Below are 20,841 nucleotides of genomic sequence, written 5' to 3'. Positions count from 1 at the left end.
TCCCGGGACAGGAAATGCCGAAGGCCGGTCCATCACGATCCTATAACGCATTCGGATCGATTTGGCGCATGATTCCCTTGGACATTCCGACCGAGCGGGGTGCGCTACCCCATGTAGCACTTGCGATGCAATTGCAATAAAGTGGTTTCGGGGTGGATTTGTCCGCCAGCCTGTGCTTTAGCCACACCCAATTTCCCTAGAACCACCCGAGAGGCGGAAGGCTAGCGCATGAACATCCACGAATATCAGGCCAAGGAATTGCTCGCCAAGTTCGGCGTGCCCGTCCCCGCCGGCTTCGCCGCGATGACCGTCGAGGAGGCCGTCGAGGCATCGTCCAAGCTCCCCGGACCGCTCTACGTCGTCAAGGCGCAGATCCATGCGGGCGGCCGCGGCAAGGGCAAGTTCAAGGAACTCGGCCCCGATGCCAAGGGCGGTGTCCGCCTGGCCAAGACCGCCGACGAAGTACGCGCCGCCGCCACCGACATGCTGGGCAACACGCTGGTCACCATCCAGACCGGTGAGGCTGGCAAGCAGGTCAACCGCCTGTACGTGACCGACGGCGTCGACATCGCCAAGGAATTCTACCTCGCGCTGCTCGTCAACCGCGCGACCGGCCGTGTCTCGATGGTCGCCTCGACCGAAGGTGGCATGGACATCGAGACCGTGGCGCATGACACGCCCGAGAAGATCCACTCGATCGACATCGACACCGCGACCGGCTTCATGCCGCATCACGGCCGCGCCGTCGCCGCCGCGCTGGAGCTGACCGGCGACCTCGCCAAGCAGGCCGCCAATGTCGCGTCGAAGCTGTATGCCGCGTTCCTGGGCACCGATGCCGAGCAGATCGAGATCAACCCCCTCGCCGTCACCGAGGACGGCAAGCTGATGGTGCTCGACGCCAAGGTCGGCTTCGACGGCAACGCCATGTTCCGTCACAAGGACCTGATGGAACTGCGCGACACCACCGAAGAAGACGCGATGGAGCTGGAGGCGTCGAAGTACGACCTGGCCTACATCAAGCTCGACGGTGACATTGGCTGCATGGTCAACGGCGCCGGCCTCGCCATGGCGACGATGGACATCATCAAGCTGAACGGCATGTTCCCGGCCAACTTCCTCGACGTCGGCGGCGGCGCCAACAAGGAGAAGGTCACCGCGGCGTTCAAGATCATCCTGAGCGATCCCGCCGTGAAGGGCATCCTGGTCAACATCTTCGGCGGCATCATGCGCTGCGACATCATCGCCGACGGCATCGTCGCGGCGGCGAAGGAAGTGAACCTTCAGGTTCCGCTGGTCGTCCGCCTCGAGGGCACGAATGTCGAGAAGGGCAAGGAAATCCTCGCCAATTCGGGTCTCGCCATCGTCCCCGCCAACGATCTGGGCGACGCGGCCAAGAAGATCGTCGCCGAGGTGCAGAAGGTCGCCTAAACCGCACCTTCGGCCCTGACGGACCGATTAAAGGGGGCTCGGACGGAAACGTCCGGGCCCCTTTCTCGTTAGCCTCAGGTGTTGGTCTTGCGATGCTCTCGCAACGCCGCCAAAGACGGCGGCATGATGGGCTGTTCAGCCGGGAAGGAACCGCGATGAAGATCGTCGTGCCCGTGAAGCGGGTGTTGGATTATAATGTGAAGCCACGCGTGAAGGCGGACGGGACGGGCGTCGATCTGGCGAACGTGAAGATGAGCATGAACCCGTTCGACGAGATCGCAGTGGAAGAGGCGATCCGGCTGAAGGAGAAGGGGGCGGCCACGGAGGTGGTCGTCGTCTCGATCGGCGAGCCCAAGGCGGCGGACACGCTGCGCACCGCGCTCGCCATGGGCGCGGACCGGGCGGTGCTGATTACCTCGGACCAGCCGGTGGAGCCGCTCGGCGTCGCCAAGCTGCTCGCCAAGGTGGTCGAGGAGGAACAGCCGGGCCTCGTCATCCTGGGCAAGCAGGCGATCGACGGCGACAACAACCAGACCGGGCAGATGCTGGCCGGGCTGCTCGGCTGGGCGCAAGGCACCTTCGCCTCCAAGGTCGAGATCGACGGCCAGAGCGCTAACGTTACGCGCGAGGTCGATGGCGGCCTGGAGACGGTGGCCCTCACGCTGCCCGCGATCGTCACCACCGACCTTCGCCTCAACGAGCCGCGCTATGCGTCGCTCCCCAACATCATGAAGGCCAAGTCCAAGCCGATGGCGACCAAGACCGCCGCCGATTACGGCGTCGACGTCGCGCCCCGCCTGACGATCACCCATGTCGCTGAGCCCGGCAAGCGCCAGGCGGGCGTCAAGGTCGGCTCGGTCGACGAACTGGTCGAGAAACTCAAAGCACTGGGAGTGGCCAAGTGAAGACGCTGGTATGGGTCGAGCATGACGGCGGGTCCGTCAAGGATGCCACGCTGGCGACCGTCACGGCGGCGTCGAAGCTGGGCGAGGTCCACCTGATCGTCGCGGGCCAAGGCGTCGACGGCGTGGCGCAGGCCGCCGCGAAGATCGCCGGCGTGGGCAAGGTCCATGTCGCCGACGACGCGGCGTACGCCAACGCGCTGGCGGAAAACGTCGCGCCGCTGATCGCCGAGCTGATGGGCCATCACGACGCCTTCCTCGCGCCGTCGACCACCACCGGCAAGAACATCGCGCCGCGTGTCGCGGCATTGATCGACGTCATGCAGATCAGCGACATATTGTCGGTCGAAGGGCCGGACAGCTTCACCCGCCCGATCTATGCGGGCAACGCCATCGCCACCGTGAAGACCAGCGACAAGAAGCTGGTCCTGACCGTGCGCACCACGGCGTTCGAGAAGGCGGCGGCCGAGGGCGGATCGGGCGCGATCGAGGCAGTCGCCGCCACCGGCGACGCCGCCAAGTCCCGCTTCATCGGCGCGGAGAAGGCCGAGAGCGCACGGCCTGAGCTGACCAGTGCCAAGGTCATCGTCTCGGGCGGTCGCGCGCTGGGCTCGGAGGAGCAGTTCCATGCGCTGATCGATCCGCTGGCCGACAAGCTGGGCGCTGCGGTCGGTGCGTCCCGCGCGGCGGTCGATGCGGGCTATGCCCCCAACGACTATCAGGTCGGCCAGACCGGCAAGATCGTGGCGCCCGAAGTCTATGTCGCGATCGGCATCTCGGGTGCGATCCAGCATCTGGCGGGGATGAAGGACTCCAAGATCATCGTCGCAATCAACAAGGATGAGGACGCGCCGATCTTCCAGGTCGCCGACATCGGCCTTGTCGGCGATCTGTTCACCGTCGTGCCGGAGTTGACCGAGAAGGTGTAAAACCTTCCCGTTCGCGCAGAGGCGCGGAGAACGCAGAGAGAAGGACAGAACTTCTTCTCCGCGCTCTCTGCGCCTCCGCGCGAACCATGATCCTATGGGACCGGCGCGGGCGGCCGACAATATCAGTGTACCGTTAGCGGTCGACGGGGCCCATCCGCCGGCACGCCAAGCTCGCCGGGCGAGACCCGCGCCGCGATCAGCCAGATCGCGAACCCGCCCAGCGCCAGCGCACAGCCGACATAGCCGGTCGACGTCCACCCCAGCCCATTGGCGATGGCGAGCCCCCCCGCCCAGGGGCCGATGGCATTGGCGGTGTTGAACGCCGAATGGTTGAGCGCGGCGGCCAGTCCCTGCCCTTCGCCCGCCACATCCATCAGCCGCGTCTGAAGCACGGTGCCGAGCGCGCCGCCCAGCCCGATGGCGAAGACGTTGGGCAGGATGGTCCACAGGCTGCCCGCCGCCAGCGGATAAAGCGCCAGCATCGCCGCCGACCACAGCAGCAGGCCCCCGGCGGTCGGCATCAGCGCGCGGTCGGCGAAGCGCGGCACGACGATATTGCCGATCGTCATGCCCAACCCGAACACCGCGAGCACCAACGGGATCGTCGCCACCGACGCCCCCGTAACCTCGGTCAGCGTCGCGGCCAGATAGGTATAGACCGCGAACATGCCGCCAAAGCCGATCGCGCCGATCGCCAGCGTCAGCCACACCTGTCCCTTGCCGAGCGCATCCAGCTCGCGGCGAATGGTCGCCCCTTCGTCGGGCCGGTCATGCGGCGCGGCGATCGCGACCAGCGTCGCGGTCAGTAATGCCAGGGCCGCGACGACGCCGAACACCCAGCGCCAGTTGAGCCACTGCCCCAGCATCTGCGCCAGCGGCACGCCGATCACCGTCGCCACCGTCAGCCCGAGCATGACGCGCCCGACCGCCATCGTCCGCCGCTCGTCGGGTACCAGCGAGGCGGCGACGAGCGCGGCGATACCGAAATAGGCCCCGTGCGGCAGGCCGCTGAGGAAACGGAAGACCAGCATCCAGTGATAATCGGGCGCCAACGCCGACAGGCCGTTGCCCAGCGCGAACATCAGCATCAGCGCGATCAGCAGCGTCCGCCGCGCCAGCTTGGCCGACAGCACCGCCAGCATCGGCGCGCCCACGACCACGCCCAGCGCATAGGCGCTGATGACGTGCCCGGCGGTCGGTGCATCGATATTCAGCCCGCGCGCCAGATCGGGCTCCAGGCTCATCGCGGCGAATTCGGTCGTGCCGATCGCAAAGCCGCCGACGGCCAGCGCCGCATGGACGATGCCGGGGGAGAATGTCTTGGCCAAGAAACTGTCCTTTCGACCGTCATATGTTGCACCGCAGCACGGATCGCAACCAGCAAGACATTTTGATTTCCCAAGATAATTTTGGGCGCGCCCGCCCTGTCCCGAATCGGCGCGCGGATTTGCGTTGAATCGGGCATGCCCGCGCCGCACACCCGGCACATCGGCGAGGGGGAGCAAGCCGAATGGGTGGGATCATCGCCGGCATCGATGTCGTCGCGCGCGAACTGTCGCTGTTCGCGGCGGCCGGACTGCTGATCGGCGGACTCGACGATCTGTTGGTCGACCTGCTGTATCTCATCCGCCGGTTCCGGCGGGGCAGGATCCGCCCGCTCACGGTCGCCACGCTGCCGGCGCCCCGCCAGGGTGGACGCATGGTCGTCTTCATTCCCGCATGGGACGAATCGGCGGTGATTGCGGCGATGCTGACGACCGCGCTGCAACGGATCGCGCATGGCGATTACCGGCTTTATGTCGGGCTGTATCCCAACGATCCCGCGACGATCGCCGCCGCCGCCAGGGTCGCGGAACGGGACGACCGGATCCGGCTGGTCATCGGATCGCGGGACGGGCCGACGACCAAGGCGGATTGCCTCAACACGCTGTGGCATGCCCTAGCGCGCGACCGCGCGGCGGAGGGCTTTGCGGTCAAGGCGATCGTCCTCCACGATGCCGAGGATGTCGTGCATCCCGCCGAACTGGCGGTCTTCGATTCGTTGATCGAGGGGCGCGCGGTGGTGCAGATTCCCGTCCTGCCGCTGGTCGTGCCGGGATCGCGACTGGTGTCGGGCCATTACGCCGACGAGTTCGCCGAAAGCCATCACAAGCAGCTGGTCGTCCGCACCTGGATCGGCGCGGGGATGCCGCTGGCGGGCACGGGCTGTGCCATCGCGCCGGCGATGCTGGCGGCGATCGCGGCGGCACGCGGGGGCGATCCGTTCGATGCGACCAGCCTGACCGAGGATTATGAACTGGGCCTGCGTATCGCCGAGCTGGGCGGCGAAGGGTTGTTCGCCCGGGTCGCCGATGGGACGCGCGGTGGGGTCGTGGCGGTGCGGGCGTTCTTTCCCGCCGATCTGGTATCCGCCATACGCCAAAAGGCGCGGTGGATGACCGGCATCGCACTGATCGGTTGGGACCGCACCGGCTGGGCGAGGCCGATGGCGCTGGGCGATCATTGGTGGCGGCTGCGCGACCGGCGCGGACCGCTGGCCATGCTGGTGCTGGCGGCGGCCTATCTGGGGCTGTTCGCCGAGGCGGGCGCGATTCTGGCGCGGTGGGTCGTCGATGCGCCTTTGGCTCCTTTGCCACCGGCCTTGTGGTGGCTGTTCGCGACCAACGCGCTGCTGTTATGGTGGCGGCTGGTCGTCCGCATGGTCTTTACCGGACGGGTCTATGGCTGGCGCGAGGCGCTGTGGTCGCTGCCGCGCTTCGTCATCGGCAATTTCGTCGCGCTGGCCGCCGCCCCGCGCGCGCTGATCCGCTATATCTTCGTCCTGCGCGGCCGGCCGGCGGTTTGGGACAAGACGGCGCACCATTTCCCGGACTTGTCACCCCAACCATGAGCGGGCGGCCGATCCGATTCCTGGGCGGGGTGTTGGGGCTTTAGACGCTGGGGCGGATCGCTTTCCTGTTGCCGATCGGTACGCCGCCGATGCCGTCACAACATGCGTCGAAGCGGCCGGGCACGCCGAAGGCCGTTGCCGCCTTGGTCGCCCCGGTAGCGACACCGGCCCTGACCGCGCCTCCTCGCCGCGCCGTCCTGGCCCCGCCGTCCGGCTTGATGCCGGTTAGTCGGCCGGCCGCGCTTCCATCGCATGAGCCGTCCTCCGAGGATCGGCCCGTTTCCTCGCCGAGGCCGCAAATCTGGCCCGACTCGATTTTCGCACTCCCCGATACCCCGACGTCCCCGTCCCGCTGGAGCGCGAGCGCTTGGGTGATCCTGCGTCAGGGCGGCGGCGGATTACTGCCCGGTGGACAGCTCGGCGGAACGCAAGCGGGGGTGCGGATCCTGCGCCGGCTCGATCGAGACGGCGCGCTGTCGGCCAGTCTACGCCTCTCTACACCAATCGAGGGTATCGGCCGCGAGATGGCGGTGGGAATCGACTGGCGGCCATCATCGCACCTGCCCGTCCGCCTGCTGGTCGAACAGCGGATCGCGCTCGATCGCGGGCAAGGCGGCCCCGCCGTCCTGGCCGTTGCCGGTTTCGGGCCACACGACATCCTGCCGGGCGTGACGGCGGCCGGCTATGCCCAGGCGGGCGGCGTGCTGCGCGACCGTGCCGAACCGTTCGCGGACGGCGCGGTGCGCGCGACCACCGCCCTCGCCCGCGATATCGATCTGGGGCTGGCCGCCTGGGGCGGAGCCCAGCGCGGGGCACAGCGATTCGATGTCGGGCCGACCCTGGGCATCGCGCTGCCCATCGCCGGCCAGCGGCTGCGCCTGTCGCTCGACTGGCGACAGCGGATCGCGGGGAACGCCGCGCCGGGGTCCGGCCCCGCGCTGTCGATCGGCGGAGATTTCTAGGGCGATCATACTGGTCGCTCCCGCCCATGCGGCTATAACACCGGCGTGGATCTGTATCTCCCCATCGCCAACCTGTCGGTCAACGCGCTGGTCATCATCGCGCTGGGTGCGGGTGTCGGCCTGTTGTCGGGCATGTTCGGGGTGGGCGGCGGCTTTCTGACCACGCCGCTGCTCATCGTCTATGGCATCCCGCCGACCGTCGCCGCCGCCTCGGCCGCCAGCCAGGTGACCGGGGCCAGCGTGTCGGGCGTCTATGCGCACTGGCAGCGGAACGGGGTCGATCTGAAGATGGGCGGCGTGCTGGTCGCGGGCGGCATCATCGGATCGTTCATCGGCGCCTATATCTTCCGCCTGCTCCAGGCGAGCGGGCAGATCGATACGGTGATCGCGATCATCTATGTGCTGATGCTGGGCTGGATCGGGTCGGTGATGGCGCGCGAGGCGCTGAACGCGATCATCGCGGCGCGGCGCGGCGTGGCGCAGCGGGCGGCGCGGCGGCGGCACCATCCGCTGGTCGCCGCCCTGCCCTTCCGCACCCGCTTCTACGCCTCGGGCATCTATATCTCGCCGCTCGCCCCCCTGTTGCTCGGCATGTTCACCGGCGTGCTGACCATATTGCTCGGCATCGGTGGCGGGTTCGTGCTGGTGCCGGCGATGATCTATATCCTGGGCATGGCGACGCGGGTGGTGCTGGGCACCTCGCTGTTCCAGACGCTGTTCGTGACGGCGGCGGCGACGATGGTCCATGCCACCACCACCAAGGCGGTCGATATCGTCCTCGCCGGCCTCCTCTTGATCGGGTCGGTGACGGGGGCGCAGCTGGGCGCGAAGTTCGCGACCAATGTGAAGCCCGAATATCTGCGCCTCGCACTCGCCGTCATCGTGTTGCTGGTGGGCCTGCGCATCCTGCTCGGCCTTGTCTGGCGGCCCGAGGAGATTTTCACGGTCCAGCTGTCATGAGGCGGCTCGCGCCCGTCCTCGCCCTGCTGTCGCCGCTGTTGATGGCGCAGGCCAAGCCGGTGCTGGTCCCCGACGTGTCGCAGCGCGACATCCAGATCGCGTACAGCTTCACCGGCGCCGAGTTGCTGCTGTTCGGCGCGATCCTCTATCCCGGCGGGCGACCGCCGCAGGATGACAAGCCGACCGACATCGTGGTGGTGGTCAAGGGGCCCACCCAGTCGATCCTGATCCGCGAGAAGGAAAAGATCGCGGGGCTTTGGGTCAATGCCGGGCGGCTGCGCTATCAGTCGGCACCGTCCTTCTACGCCATCGCCTCGTCGCGGCCGATCGGCCGGATCGTCGACGATCGCACCCGTGCCATCTACGAACTGGGCCTCGACAGCCTTCAGCTCTCCCCCGCCTCGAACGCACCCGCCGATGTGCAGGCCCGCTTCCAGGCCGGGCTGGTCGACCAGCGCCGGCGCACGGGGCTTTATGTCGAGGCGCCGAGCGCGGTCGAGATCACCGACGACGTGCTCTACCGCGCGCGCGTCACCATTCCCGCGCGCGTGCCGGTGGGACGTTTCACCGCCGAGACCTTCCTGATCCGCGACGGGCGCGTCCTGGCCGCCGCCGTACGCGATATCGACATCCGCAAATCGGGGTTCGAACGGTTCGTCGCGCGCGCCGCCGACCGCGCCGCCATCCCGTACGGGCTGACCGCGGTGGCGTTGTCGGTGCTGCTCGGATGGGCGGCGGGGTGGATCGCGCGGCGCGTGTAAGGACAGCATATCGTTAACGTATCGCGCCTATTCACCCGGTGAGACACGACGATATCCCGGGGCCCTCAGTCCATGCTTCATTCGCCGCCCCCCTCTTCGCACGCGTCCGATACGCTGGCGATCGGCTGGCTGCTGGCGCTGGGCGGATCGGGCGCACGGATCGTGCTCGATCGGGACGCGGTGACGGCATTGACGGCGCAGGCCGACCCGGTGCTGGCGGCGGCGGGCCAGGTGGCGATGCCGGTCAAGATCCGCCATGCCGACCATTGGATCATCGGCACGATCCGCAGCCTTGCACTCGATCCCGCCAGCGATCCCGCCGCGCTGGCCACCGAGATCGAGCTGGTCGGCGAAGCCTTGTCCGATCCGCACGCCGGCGCGCTGCGTGGTTTCCGGCGTGGTGTCACCCACTATCCCCTGCCCGGCGCGGCCGTATATGCGATCACCCAGGCGGAACTGGCCGACATCCATGACCACCGCGCCGCCGCGACGATACGCATCGGCACCGTTTATCCGGCGGGGTCCGTATCCGCGACGCTGGCGGTTGATGCGCTGCTCGGCCGGCATTTCGCGCTGGTCGGTTCGACCGGCACCGGCAAGTCGACCGCGACCGCGCTGATCCTGCACCGCATCTGCGAATGGGCACCGCTCGGCCATGTGGTGATGATCGATCCGCATGGCGAATATGCCAGCGCCTTTCGCGCGATCGGCGAGGTGCACGACGTCGGCAATCTGCGCATGCCCTATTGGCTGATGAATTTCGACGAGCATTGCGAGATGCTGTTGTCGAGCGCGCCCGACGATCGTCAGGCCGAACTCGACATCCTCGCCAAATGCCTGCTCGCCGCCCGGATGCGCAGCCGCGCCGCCGGCGAGGTGCCGCGCGTGACCGTCGATACGCCGATCCCCTATCTGCTGTCGGACCTGACCGCGACCCTGTCGCAGGAAATGGGCAGGCTGGAACGCGCCGGCGATGTCGCGCCCTATGTGCGGATCAAGGCGAGGATCGACGATCTGAAGGGCGATCCGCGATACGCCTTCATGTTTTCGGGCATGCTGGTCGCCGATACCATGGCCGCCTTTCTCGGCCGCATCCTGCGCATGCCGGGCGACGGGCGACCGATCTCGATCATCGACGTGTCGGGGGTCCCTTCCGAGGTGACCCGCGTCGTGGTCGCGGTGCTGGCGCGGATGATTTTCGATCAGGCGATCTGGGCCCGGCCCGAGACGCGACGACCGGTGCTGATGGTGTGCGAGGAGGCGCATCGCTACATCCCCGCGCATGCCGAGCATAGTTCGTCGGTGGGCCGCATCCTGTCGCGCATCGCCAAGGAGGGTCGCAAATATGGCGTCTCGCTGGGCCTCGTCACCCAGCGTCCCTCCGACCTGGCCGAGGGGGTGTTGTCGCAATGCGGCACCATCATCGCGATGCGGCTGAACAACGAACGCGATCAGGCGGTGGTGCGATCGGCGATGCCCGAGGGCGGTCGCGGCCTGCTCGACGCGCTGTCGGCGCTGCGCAACCGCGAGGCGGTGCTGTGCGGCGAAGGCGTATCCTTTCCGATGCGCGCCAGCTTCGACGATCTCGACGCGCCGCGACGTCCCGCGTCGAACGACCTGCCGATCAGCGCCATCTGGGCGGAGCCGGCGGCGGGTGACGGAGCGCTGGCCGACACGGTCGGCCGTTGGCGCGCGGGCGGGCGTTGACCCGCGCTGGGCCGGACCTCAGCGGCCCGGCTTGACCGCCATCAACTGCTGCACCGCGTGGCGGAAGGCGCGCAGCTTGGCACCCGACAGCACCGCGACGCTCGACAGCTTCAGGCTACGCGGATTGACGGTGGCGCCGTTCTTCCACACCTCCCAGTGCAGATGCGGGCCGGTCGACATGCCGGTCGAGCCGACATAGCCGATCACCTGCCCCTGCTTCACCCGCGCGCCCGAGCGGACGACGAAGCGGCTCATATGACCATAGCCGCTGGCGATGCCGCCGCCATGGGCCAGCTTGACGAAATTGCCATAGCCGCCCGAACGGCCGGCGAACTGGACGACGCCGTCCATGATCGCATGGATCGGCGTGCCACGCGGCGCGCCGATATCCAGCCCCTTGTGCATCCGCATGAAGCCCAGCACCGGGTGCATCCGCTTGCCGAAGGACGAAGTGATCCGCCCCGCGACCGGCATGCCCATCGCACCGCGCTTCTGGGTCTGGCCGTTGACGTCGTACCAGTCGCCATCGTCCTCGCCGGGCAGCCGCGCCAGCTGCACCTTGCGGCCGCCGCGATCGAGCCCCGCATAGAGAAGCCGGCCAAGCCGGGTCTCGCCGGTGGCGGCGCGCTCACGCTCGATGATCAGGTCGAAGCTGTCGGCACGCTTGACCTCGCGGCCGACCGACATGCGGCTGGCCAGCGCCTTCATATAGGTTTCGACGACCTTGGCTGGCGCGCCGGCGGCGCGAGCCGATCGGTACAGGCTCGACCCCGCCAGCCCCTGGAGGCGCAGCGGGGTGCGGTCGATCGCGATCGGCTGCTCGGTCATGGTGAAACCCTTGCCCGCGCGGGTCAGCGTCACCGCCAGGTCGAAGCGCGCGCGCAGCTTCATTTGTTCGAGCGGCCGCGCCACCGTCCGGCTGGGGCGACGGCCGAGCGTCAGCGCGACGCGCGTGCCGGCGGCGATGTCGGCCCCGTCGGTCGCCTGTTCGACCAGATCGGCGGCCGCCCGCGCCTGATCCTTGGCGACGCCGGCGCGCTGGAGCACGCGGGCCAGCTGGTCGCCGGCACCGACCGTGGCGGACAATTCCATCATCGGCCGCTCGGGCGCCTCGGCCAGCGTGGCGACCATCGCGTTCGCCGCCGCGTGCCGACCGGTATCGGCCCCCAGCGCCAGCGGCGCGATGGCCTGGGCGCGGGCATTCTCACGAACCTCGCCGGTCAGGGGGGCGGGGGATTCGCCGGCGATCGGGCGGTGGACGCCGGGTGACAGCGCGATGGTCGTCGCACATAGCGCGGTGCAGGTCGCCAGCCCCCGCCACCAGTCGCGGCTGCCGATCCGCGAGCCCAGATCGGGCACCCAGTCGATTTCGCGTAGCGTCTGGCGCCAGCCGAACGGGCGGGGTTTGGAAGCGGGCGCCTGCGCGCCGCCCAGCGTGCGCGCGGCGGTGCCGCCGGAGAGATAGGATGCGTCGTCGGTAGCCAGGAACATGCGAAAGATCGGTTACGTCCGTGAGTGTCGATGGGCGTCGCCGATCCCCCCGGCGCTTGCCATGCTGGTTGATGGCCGGGCGGGGCAAAGTCAAACCATGCGGCCGCTCAGGCGCCACATGCTGCGACGGGGCGTGGCCGCTTCGGGCCGAATTCCGCCGTGCGCCACCTGACTTGCTCCATGCCGTTGCAACCGGCAACGCGAAGCCCGATGTAAGGGGCATGACCAGCCGCGTATCGGGCGCCGTTACGGCCGTTCTCGGGCCGACCAACACCGGCAAGACGCACCTCGCGATCGAGCGGATGTGCGCGCATTCCAGCGGCATTATCGGCTTTCCCCTGCGGCTGCTGGCGCGCGAGGTCTATGACCGGGTCGTCGCGATCAAGGGCGCGGACAAGGTCGCGCTGGTGACCGGTGAGGAAAAGATCGTTCCCCCCGACGCGCGCTGGTTCCTGTGCACCGCCGAGTCGATGCCCGACCGCGACGTCGCCTTCGTCGCGCTCGATGAGGCGCAGCTGGGCGCGGACCTGGAGCGCGGTCATGTCTTTACCGATCGGTTGCTGCACCAGCGCGGGCGTGAAGAGACGATGGTCCTGGGGTCGGAAGCGCTGAAACCCATGATCCGCGCGCTGGTCCCCGATGCCGAGATCATCGCGCGACCGCGCTTTTCGACGCTGACCTATGCGGGCGCCAAGAAGATCAGTCGCCTGCCCAAGCGCTCCGCCATCGTCGCCTTCTCGGCGGAGGAGGTCTACGCGGTCGCGGAAATGCTGCGGCGCCTGCGCGGCGGTGCGGCGGTGGTGATGGGCGCGCTGTCCCCGCGCACCCGCAACGCGCAGGTCGAGATGTTCCAGGCGGGCGAGGTCGATTATCTCGTCGCGACCGATGCGATCGGCATGGGCCTGAACATGGACGTCGCGCATGTCGCCTTTGCCGGGCTGCACAAGTTCGACGGGCGTCGCCGCCGTCGCCTGACCGTCGCAGAGATGGCGCAGATCGCCGGGCGCGCCGGGCGGCACCACCGCGACGGGACGTTCGGCGCGCTGGCCGAGGAAGGGCCGGACTCGTTCCTGCCCGAAGAGGTGCTGGCGATCGAGGAGCATCGCTTCCCTCGGCTCGACCATCTCTATTGGCGCGAGGGCGATCCCGACCTGTCGAGCATCGATGCGCTGATCGCCAGCCTGGAGCGCAAGCCCGAACCCGGCGTGCTGCGCGCCGCGCCGCTCGCCACCGATTTGCAGGTGTTGAAGCGGCTGGCCGACGAACCCTGGGTCCGCGACCGGGTGCGGCGGCCCGCCATGGTCGCGCGGCTCTGGGCGGCTTGCGGCATCCCTGATTTCCGCAAAGTCGGCATCGATCCCCATGCCCGCTTCGTCTCGCGCGTGTTCGGCCATCTCTCCGAAGGGCTGGGCCATGTCCCGCACCAATGGTTCGCCGACGAGATCGCGCGGCTCGACAATATGGCGGGGGATGTCGAGACGCTGGCGGGCCGCCTCTCGGCGATCCGCAGCTGGGCCTATATCGCGCAGCGCGCCGACTGGCTGGCCGACCCCAAACACTGGGCCGAGCGCACCCGCGAGATCGAGGAGCGGCTGTCCGATGGCCTCCATGCCAGCCTGACCCAGCGTTTCGTCGACAAGCGCACCACCGCGTTGATCCGCCGTATCGGTGCGGATGCGGGCGCGCTGCCCGTCACCATCGGGCCGGAGGGCGAGGTGCTGGTCGAGGATCACCCCATCGGCCGGCTGGAGGGGTTCCGCTTCACCGTCGACGCCGGCGCGCGAGCGAACGACAAGCGCCTGTTGCTGGCGGCGGCGGAAAAGCGGCTGGGCACCGAACGTGGCCGCCGTGCCGACGCGCTGATCGCTGCCGAGCATGATGCCTTCACGCTTGCCGAAGACCGGCTGGTCTGGGACGGGCATGGCGTCGCGCGACTGGTGGCGGGTGCGTCGCTGGGACGACCGGTGGTCAGGCTGGAGCGCGACCTGGATTGCCTGTCGCAGCCGATGCGCGACAAGGTGAAGGCGCGGCTGGAGGCGTGGCTGGCGCGCTCGCTCGACCGGCAATTGCCCGCGCTGGTCCGGCTGGCGGCATTGGCGCGCGAGGCCAAGGCGTCGCCCGCGATCCGCGCCGTCGCCGCCGCGCTGGAGGATGCGGGCGGCATCGTGCCGCGCCAGCCGCTGCGGCTGATGATCGATGCGCTGTCGCCCGACGAGCGACGGCGGTTGCGCGCGCTGGGCATCACCATCGGCACGCTCGACATATTCGATCCGCGCCTGTTGAAGCCCGGTGCCGCCGCCTGGCGGCGCACGTTGATGACCCTCTGGGGCCAGACGCCCGATCTGGCGCGACCAGGCGCGACCATCCTGCGCCGCGACGAACCGGGGCGCGGCGTCGCCTCGGGCTATCGGCCGCTGGGGGAGCAGGCGGTGCGGGTCGATCTGGTCGAACGCATCGCCCGCGCCGCGCATGATGCGCGCGCAGGGCGCGGGCCGTTCACGCCCGATGCCTCTCTTGCCACCTCGATCGGACTGGAGGCGGCGACGCTCGACCGGTTGATGGGTGATCTGGGGTTCCGAAAGGTCAAGCCGGCGGCCGAGGCCGAGCCCGTCCGCTGGATCTGGCGCGGCCGCCCGCCTGCCCGCCCCGCCCCGCGTGTCGAGGCGCGTCCCGGCAACGCCTTCGCCGCGCTCGCCGACTGGGGGCGCACGCCATGACCCCGATCGATACCGCCACCCCGGCCACCGCCATGGTGGTGCGCTCATGATCTTCTCCCGCAGAAAGGACCGCCCCGCCCCATGACCACCCGCGCCCCCGCCCCCGAGTCGATGCGGCTCGACCGTTTCCTCTGGTGGGCGCGGATCGCCAAGTCGCGGGAGCGGGCGCAGGCGATGGCGTGCGACGGGCATTTCCGCATGGACGGCCGCGCGATCGACCGGGCGCATACGCCGGTGCGGGTGGGCAGCATCCTGACCTTCGCGCAAGCTGGCAACGTCCGCGTGCTGCGCGTCGAGTCGCTGCCCGTGCGGCGAGGCCCCCCGGCCGAAGGGCGCGCCTGTTACTGCGATCTGGTCACTTCTCCGGTTTCAAGCGTTGACGGATCGCCGCACGCGGCATAGCAGCACGCCTTCGTACCTTGGGAGTTGTCATGACCTACGTCGTCACCGATGCCTGCATTCGCTGCAAGTATATGGACTGTGTCGAGGTGTGTCCCGTCGACTGCTTCTATGAGGGCGAGAACATGCTCGTCATCAACCCGTCCGAATGCATCGACTGCGGCGTGTGCGAGCCGGAATGCCCGGCCGAGGCGATCCTGCCCGACACCGAAAGCGGTCTGGAACAGTGGCTGGAGCTGAACACCACCTTCTCCGCCCAGTGGCCCAACGTCACGCGCAAGCTGGACCAGACGCCGCCCGACGCCGATGCGATGAAGGGCGTGGAGAACAAGTACGAACAGTTCTTCAGCCCGGAACCCGGCAAGGGCGACTGATCGGGACCCATTCCTCCCCTGCAAGGGGAGGGGGACCATGCGAAGCATGTTGGAGGGGTGTCACCCCTCTCGATAGCGGGACACCCCTCCGTCAGGGCTCCGCCCTGCCACCTCCCCTACAAGGGGAGGAAGAATAGAATGGCAAGGCTTTGACCGTTCGCGGTGAATGGTTCCCGTGCCCCGCACATATGCTGGTAATTTTGTTGCGACCATGCTATATGGTTCCGCGACGGGCATAGCTGTTTTCGCGAACGCCCGCCTTTGATGTGTTCGACCCTTCCTTCCCGAGGCCGATGAGAACAGTGGACCCATTTCCGCTCGTCCGGCGCTCGTGCGAAGGCCTTTGACCCGGAAAGGCCCCCAATGGCTGCCAAGGCGCTCCACTTCGACGTCGGTGACTATGTCGTGTATCCCAAGCATGGCGTGGGCCGCGTTATCGAGCTGCAAAAGCAGGAAATCGCAGGGATGCAGCTCGAACTCTATGTGCTGCGGTTCGAAAAGGAGCGCATGACGCTCCGCGTTCCCACCAACAAGGCCGAGTCGGTCGGCATGCGCAAACTGTCCTCGGACAAGACCATGCGCGAGGCGATGGAAACGCTGAAGGGCAAGCCCAAGGTCAAGCGGACCATGTGGTCGCGCCGTGCCCAGGAATATGAAGCGAAGATCAACTCGGGCGACCTGGTGTCGATCGCCGAAGTGGTCCGCGACCTGTTCCGCGCCGACGACCAGCCCGAGCAGAGCTATTCCGAACGGCAGATCTTCGAGGCCGCGACCAGCCGCCTCGCTCGCGAACTCGCCGCGATGGAAGAGGTGGACGAGCCGCGCGCCCAGGAGAAGATCCTGGAAATCCTGCGTGCCGCCGCCGCCATCTACAACAAGGAAAAGCCCGCCGCCTGATACGCGGTCGGTCTTCGCCGATACGAACAGGGGCGGTCCCAAGTGGGGCCGCCCCTTTTCATTTGCGCTCGCCACTTTCCCATGCGTATTATCTACGCAATACACGGGAGGCTGTTGCATGAAGACGTCGGTCATTCTTTCCTCGCTGCTCGCCATCACGGCACTCGCGATCCCCACCGCCGCCTGTTCCTTCGAAAGCGAGGCGCGCGGCCAGGAGATCGCCGCCCAAGGCTCGGGTGAGCAGCGCAGCTATGCCGTGCGCGGTTTTACGGCGGTGGACGCCAGCGGCAGCGACCCGGTCGACATCCGCACCGGACGCGACTTTTCGGTGCGGGCACAAGGTGATGCCAGGGCGCTCGACCAGCTGCGCATCGCGCGCGACGGCGACAAATTGCTGATCGGCCTGAAGAAAGGCGTGCATTGGGGCAACCGCCGGAATGTCCGTATCCTGGTGACGCTGCCCCGCCTGACGGGCGCGGGGGTCAGCGGATCGGGCCGGATGACGGTCGACCGGGTGGATGGCCCGCTATTCCGCGCCGGTGTCGCGGGGTCGGGCGATCTGGTCATCGCCGCGATGCAGGTGAACACCGCCGATATCGGCGTCGCGGGATCGGGATCGGTCACGGCGAGCGGATCGGTCAATAACCTGAAGGTCGGCGTCGCCGGATCGGGCAATATCGAGGGCGCGGGGCTTCGCGCCCGGCTGGCCCAGGTCGGTGTCACCGGATCGGGCAATGTGACGCTTCGGGTCGATGGCCCCGCCAAGGTCGGACTGACCGGGTCGGGCAGCGCCGATCTCGGGCCGAATTCGGTCTGCACCGTGGGCAAGACCGGTTCGGGCAGCGCGCGCTGCGGCCGGTATAGCTGATCCGACAGGCGCCCCGCCGCGTCAGGGGCGGGGCGCCGGCACCCGCCGCGCGAGGAACGCGTCGATCGCGGCAAGCGCATTGGCGCGCACCGGATCGGCCTCACGCAGGATTTCGTGCGCGCAGCCCTGTCCGAAGGCGACCAGCTCACCCTGCGGCAGCCGTGCCGCGATCCGCCCGGCGGCGCGGGCATCGACCAGACGGTCGGCCTGCGCCACCAGCATCAGCACCGGCGTCGGGATCCGCGTCAGGCCCGGATCGTCGCGCAGCGCCGCCGTCGCGCGAAACGCCTCCGCCACCCATTGCCAACTGGGCGAGCCCAGGCACAGCTCGGGCCATTGCCGGCGAAACGCCTGCTGATCGGCGAAGCGCCCCAGATCATGGGTCAGCCTTTTCTGTCGCGCGGCGGCGGCGGCGGGCGTTTCCAGTCTTTGCCAGGCGGGGCGCAGCGGATCGCCGCGCCGTATCTGCCAATTTGCGATGCGACTGCCCGCCCATTGTCCGATCGGCGAGCGCAGCGCCAGCATCGGTGCGACAAGGATCGCGGCCGGGGGCGCGATCCGCCCCGCCGCCAGCGCCGCCAAGGTCACGAAGCCGCCCATCGAATGGCCCAGCACGACATGCGGCCCGTCGTCCTCGGCGACCCAATCGTCATAGAAGGCGGCCAGATCGTCGATCAGCCGATCGAAGCGATCGATATGTCCCGTATCACCCCGCGCCAGCCGGCCCGAGCCGCCCTGCCCGCGCCAGTCGAACGCGCTGACATCCCAACCTTGCGCGCGGACATGGTCGATCGCCTCGCCATATTTCTCGATCATGTCGGCCCGACCGGTCTGGAACAACAGGCGCCCGCGCCGGTCCGTACCCGCCATGCGCGGCCGGTCATACCGCCGGTGGACCCAGCCATCGGGTGCCACCCAGGGGGACAGCCACGGCGCCAGCGGCAAATCGACGGGCCAGGAGGGAGAAACGACCATCCGCGTCCTTTCGCATGGGGCAAAGCGAATGCCGATCCCTTTCAAATTCCCCGCCGCCCATCAAGCCATGGACCAAAAGGGCAATCGGATACGTTCATCCGCCAGCAATGCTTTGTCACACAAGGGGGACGAGAATGGCTGGGCGCATCTTCGCCAGGATATTGGGATGGGCCATCGCGCTGCTCGGCGGATTTTTCGCGGCGGCGGGCGGTTATCTCGCCATTTTGGGCGGCTCGCCTTATTATGTCCTGACCGGTCTGGCGATGATCCTGTCCGGCGCGCTGATCGGACGCGGCGATCCGCGCGGGCGCTGGCTGTACGTCGCGATCTGGGTCGCGACGCTGGTCTGGGCGGTATGGGAAGTCGGGTTCGACTGGCTTCAGCTGGTGCCGCGCGTCGTCGCCCCCACCGTGCTGCTCCTCCTTGTCGCGCTGCCCTGGATCGGGCGGGCGATGCGCACGCCCAAGGCGCGGTCGCGCGCCGTTCCCGCCGCGCTCGGCATCGTCGCGATCCTGTTCGCCGTCCCGATGGTGCGCCCGCACGCGGCCGATGCGCAGGACCCCGCGCTGCCCATCGCGGCACAGGCGCCGGTGGGCGACTGGACCGATTATGGCGGCACCCTGTCGGGCCAGCGCTATTCGGCGCTATCGCAGATCACCCCGGACAATGTGAACAAGCTCGAACTCGCCTGGACCCAGCGGACCGGCGACCTGCCCGACCGCGCCGAGTCGGTCGAGCACAAGCGCGAATATCATTCCGAGGCGACGCCGATCCACATCGGCGACACGCTCTATACCTGCACCCCCCATTCGATCGTGCAGGCGATCGACGCGACCACGGGGCGGACCAAATGGAGCTGGAAGGATCAGGTCAGCCGCCAGGGCAACAGCTATCTCGTCTGTCGCGGCGTCGCCTTCTATCAGGCGCCGGCGGGGACGCCGTGCCCGCGCCGCATCTTCGCGCCGACCTTCGACGCGCGGATGATGGCGCTGGACGCCGATACGGGCAAGCCCTGCCCCGGCTTCGGCACCAATGGCGCGATCGACCTGCGCCAGAATATGGGCGTGTCGGGTCCAGCCGACCAGATCAGCACCTCGCCCCCGGTCGTCGCCAATGGCCGGTTGATCGTCGGCGAGCGGATCGTCGACAACGTCAATCGCAACATCCCCAGCGGCGTGGTGCGCGCCTATGACCCGGTGACCGGCGCGGGCATTTGGGCCTGGGACGTGGGCCGCTCGCCCGATGCGATCCCGCCGCTGCTAGCGGGCGAGACCTATACGCGCGGAACCCCCAATGTCTGGGGCGCGATGACCGCCGATCCGGCCAATGGCCTGGTCTATCTGGGCACCGGCAATGCCTCCCCCGATTACTGGATCGGCTGGCGCCGGCCGTTCGACGACCGGTTCGGCTCGGCGATCGTCGCGCTGGAGATCGCGACGGGCAAGCTGCGCTGGGTGCGCCAGCTGGTCCACCGCGACATGTGGGACATGGATATTCCGATCGGCCCGTCGCTGTTCGACTATCGCGCGCCGAACGGACAGACGATCCCTGCGCTGATCCAGACGACCAAGATGGGGCAGGTCTATTTCCTCAACCGCCTGACCGGTGCGCCGATCACGCCCATCGTCGAGAAGCCCGCCCGCCAGGACGGCGCGACGCCGGGCGTCCGAGTCTCCCCGACCCAGCCCTGGTCGGTCGGGCTGCCCTCCTTCACCCCGCCGGCGCCGACCGAGAAATCGACTTGGGGCGCGACGCCGATCGACCAGCTATTCTGCCGAATCGACATCCGCCGGGCGCAGGGGACTGGTATCTACCAGCCGACCGGGCTGAAGCCGATCATCGGTCATCCCGCCTTCGACGGCGTCACCGACTGGGGCGGGGCGGCGGTCGATCCTGTGCGGCAAATCTTCACCGTCAACACGATGGAGATGCCGTTCAAGATCTGGCTGATGCGCCGCGACGATCCGCGCGTGAAGAAATATATGGAGAAAAAGAAGGGCGGCGAGAATGCGCGCGAGCCCAGCCTTCAGACCCAGTATAATACCCCCTATGTCGCGGTGGTCGCCGCCTGGATCGGGCCGTTCGGCGCACCGTGCAACGCGCCGCCCTGGGGCCATCTGACCGCCGTCGATCTCAATACCAAGAAGGTGGTGTGGAAGAAGATCCTGGGCACCGCGCGCGACACCGGACTGTTCGGCAGCCATCTGGGCGTGCCGATCAAGACGGGCGTGCCCAATCTGGGCGGCTCGATCATCACCGCTTCGGGTCTGGTGTTCATCGGGGCGACGACCGACCAGTATCTGCGTGCCTATGACCTGAAGAGCGGCAAGGTTCTGTGGCGCGCACGGCTGCCTGCGGGGGCGCAGGCGACGCCGATGACCTATCGCGGACGGGATGGGCGGCAATATGTGGTGATCACCGCCGGCGGGCATGGCGCATTGGGGACGCGGTACGGGGATTATACGATGGCGTTCGCGTTGCCGAAGGGGGTGTGATTCCCTTGGCCTTTGGCTTCGGCGCGTTGCGCCGAAGTGTATCCTGAGCGGCTGGCTTGCCAGCCAGCCGAAGGGCTCAGGCTGAA

The 20,841-nt window shown here is 68.2% G+C and carries 17 protein-coding genes; 14 read left to right on the top strand and 3 right to left on the bottom strand.

Annotated features, from left to right (window positions below):
- The first annotated feature begins 228 nt into the window (after positions 1–228).
- From sucC to ACQKJZ_RS02825, 3 genes are all read left to right on the top strand, one after another.
- Positions 229–1,428 (top strand): ADP-forming succinate--CoA ligase subunit beta, encoded by a 1,200-nt coding sequence (gene sucC, locus ACQKJZ_RS02835; protein ID WP_058746346.1) that lies wholly within the window; start codon positions 229–231, stop codon positions 1,426–1,428.
- Between the two features lie 155 nt (positions 1,429–1,583).
- The gene (locus tag ACQKJZ_RS02830) at positions 1,584–2,333 is read left to right on the top strand and encodes an electron transfer flavoprotein subunit beta/FixA family protein (RefSeq protein ID WP_427729903.1); all 750 of its coding nucleotides are present in this window, start codon (positions 1,584–1,586) and stop codon (positions 2,331–2,333) included.
- Positions 2,330–3,259, top strand: coding sequence for an electron transfer flavoprotein subunit alpha/FixB family protein (locus ACQKJZ_RS02825; RefSeq protein ID WP_427729902.1), 930 nt, complete (start codon positions 2,330–2,332; stop codon positions 3,257–3,259). The genes ACQKJZ_RS02830 and ACQKJZ_RS02825 overlap by 4 nt, the downstream gene beginning before the upstream one ends.
- A 122-nt stretch (positions 3,260–3,381) precedes the next feature.
- Here the strand turns inward: ACQKJZ_RS02825 and ACQKJZ_RS02820 are convergent, their stop codons facing one another.
- Positions 3,382–4,587: an MFS transporter gene (locus tag ACQKJZ_RS02820; RefSeq protein ID WP_427729901.1), complete on the bottom strand. Its 1,206-nt coding sequence runs from the start codon at positions 4,585–4,587 to the stop codon at positions 3,382–3,384.
- A 182-nt stretch (positions 4,588–4,769) separates the two neighbouring features.
- On the opposite strand from ACQKJZ_RS02820, the gene ACQKJZ_RS02815 reads away from it, so the two are divergent.
- From ACQKJZ_RS02815 to ACQKJZ_RS02795, 5 genes are all read left to right on the top strand, one after another.
- Positions 4,770–6,149 carry a glycosyl transferase family protein gene (locus ACQKJZ_RS02815; RefSeq protein ID WP_427729900.1) on the top strand — a complete coding sequence of 460 codons (1,380 nt, stop codon included), beginning with the start codon at positions 4,770–4,772 and terminating at the stop codon, positions 6,147–6,149.
- Positions 6,150–6,520: 371 nt separating this feature from the next.
- On the top strand, positions 6,521–7,111 hold the full coding sequence (locus ACQKJZ_RS02810) for a hypothetical protein (RefSeq protein ID WP_427729899.1): 591 nt from the start codon (positions 6,521–6,523) through the stop codon (positions 7,109–7,111).
- Between the two features lie 45 nt (positions 7,112–7,156).
- Entirely contained in the window at positions 7,157–8,071 is a 915-nt protein-coding gene (locus ACQKJZ_RS02805; RefSeq protein WP_427729898.1) for a sulfite exporter TauE/SafE family protein, read from the top strand.
- Complete coding sequence (locus tag ACQKJZ_RS02800; RefSeq protein ID WP_427729897.1) at positions 8,068–8,832, top strand: TIGR02186 family protein; 765 nt, start codon at positions 8,068–8,070, stop codon at positions 8,830–8,832. Before ACQKJZ_RS02805 ends, ACQKJZ_RS02800 begins: the two co-directional genes overlap by 4 nt.
- A gap of 72 nt (positions 8,833–8,904) precedes the next feature.
- Positions 8,905–10,539 carry an ATP-binding protein gene (locus tag ACQKJZ_RS02795; RefSeq protein WP_427729896.1) on the top strand — a complete coding sequence of 545 codons (1,635 nt, stop codon included), beginning with the start codon at positions 8,905–8,907 and terminating at the stop codon, positions 10,537–10,539.
- Between the two features lie 18 nt (positions 10,540–10,557).
- Here ACQKJZ_RS02795 and ACQKJZ_RS02790 read toward each other — a convergent pair whose 3' ends face one another.
- A complete protein-coding gene (locus ACQKJZ_RS02790) occupies positions 10,558–12,030 on the bottom strand; it encodes a M23 family metallopeptidase (protein WP_427729895.1) in 1,473 nt (490 codons plus the stop codon).
- Between the two features lie 221 nt (positions 12,031–12,251).
- Here ACQKJZ_RS02790 and ACQKJZ_RS02785 point away from each other — a divergent pair, with 221 nt between their 5' ends.
- From ACQKJZ_RS02785 to ACQKJZ_RS02765, 5 genes are all read left to right on the top strand, one after another.
- Positions 12,252–14,747 (top strand): helicase-related protein, encoded by a 2,496-nt coding sequence (locus ACQKJZ_RS02785; protein ID WP_427729893.1) that lies wholly within the window; start codon positions 12,252–12,254, stop codon positions 14,745–14,747.
- A gap of 81 nt (positions 14,748–14,828) precedes the next feature.
- Positions 14,829–15,149: a S4 domain-containing protein gene (locus tag ACQKJZ_RS02780; RefSeq protein ID WP_427729892.1), complete on the top strand. Its 321-nt coding sequence runs from the start codon at positions 14,829–14,831 to the stop codon at positions 15,147–15,149.
- 29 nt (positions 15,150–15,178) lie between these two features.
- A complete protein-coding gene (gene fdxA / locus ACQKJZ_RS02775; RefSeq protein ID WP_037568754.1) occupies positions 15,179–15,520 on the top strand; it encodes a ferredoxin FdxA in 342 nt (113 codons plus the stop codon).
- A 363-nt stretch (positions 15,521–15,883) separates the two neighbouring features.
- Positions 15,884–16,417: a CarD family transcriptional regulator gene (locus ACQKJZ_RS02770; RefSeq protein ID WP_042486954.1), complete on the top strand. Its 534-nt coding sequence runs from the start codon at positions 15,884–15,886 to the stop codon at positions 16,415–16,417.
- A 118-nt stretch (positions 16,418–16,535) separates the two neighbouring features.
- Complete coding sequence (locus tag ACQKJZ_RS02765) at positions 16,536–17,285, top strand: head GIN domain-containing protein (protein WP_427729891.1); 750 nt, start codon at positions 16,536–16,538, stop codon at positions 17,283–17,285.
- 21 nt (positions 17,286–17,306) lie between these two features.
- Here ACQKJZ_RS02765 and ACQKJZ_RS02760 read toward each other — a convergent pair whose 3' ends face one another.
- The gene (locus ACQKJZ_RS02760) at positions 17,307–18,260 is read right to left on the bottom strand and encodes an alpha/beta fold hydrolase (protein WP_427729890.1); all 954 of its coding nucleotides are present in this window, start codon (positions 18,258–18,260) and stop codon (positions 17,307–17,309) included.
- 134 nt (positions 18,261–18,394) lie between these two features.
- On the opposite strand from ACQKJZ_RS02760, the gene ACQKJZ_RS02755 reads away from it, so the two are divergent.
- A complete protein-coding gene (locus tag ACQKJZ_RS02755; protein ID WP_427729889.1) occupies positions 18,395–20,755 on the top strand; it encodes a membrane-bound PQQ-dependent dehydrogenase, glucose/quinate/shikimate family in 2,361 nt (786 codons plus the stop codon).
- Positions 20,756–20,841: the final 86 nt, after the last annotated feature.

The organism is Sphingomonas sp. NPDC019816 (assembly GCF_050274375.1).
GTDB lineage: Bacteria > Pseudomonadota > Alphaproteobacteria > Sphingomonadales > Sphingomonadaceae > Sphingomonas.
This window is presented reverse-complemented; position numbering and strand designations above follow the sequence as displayed.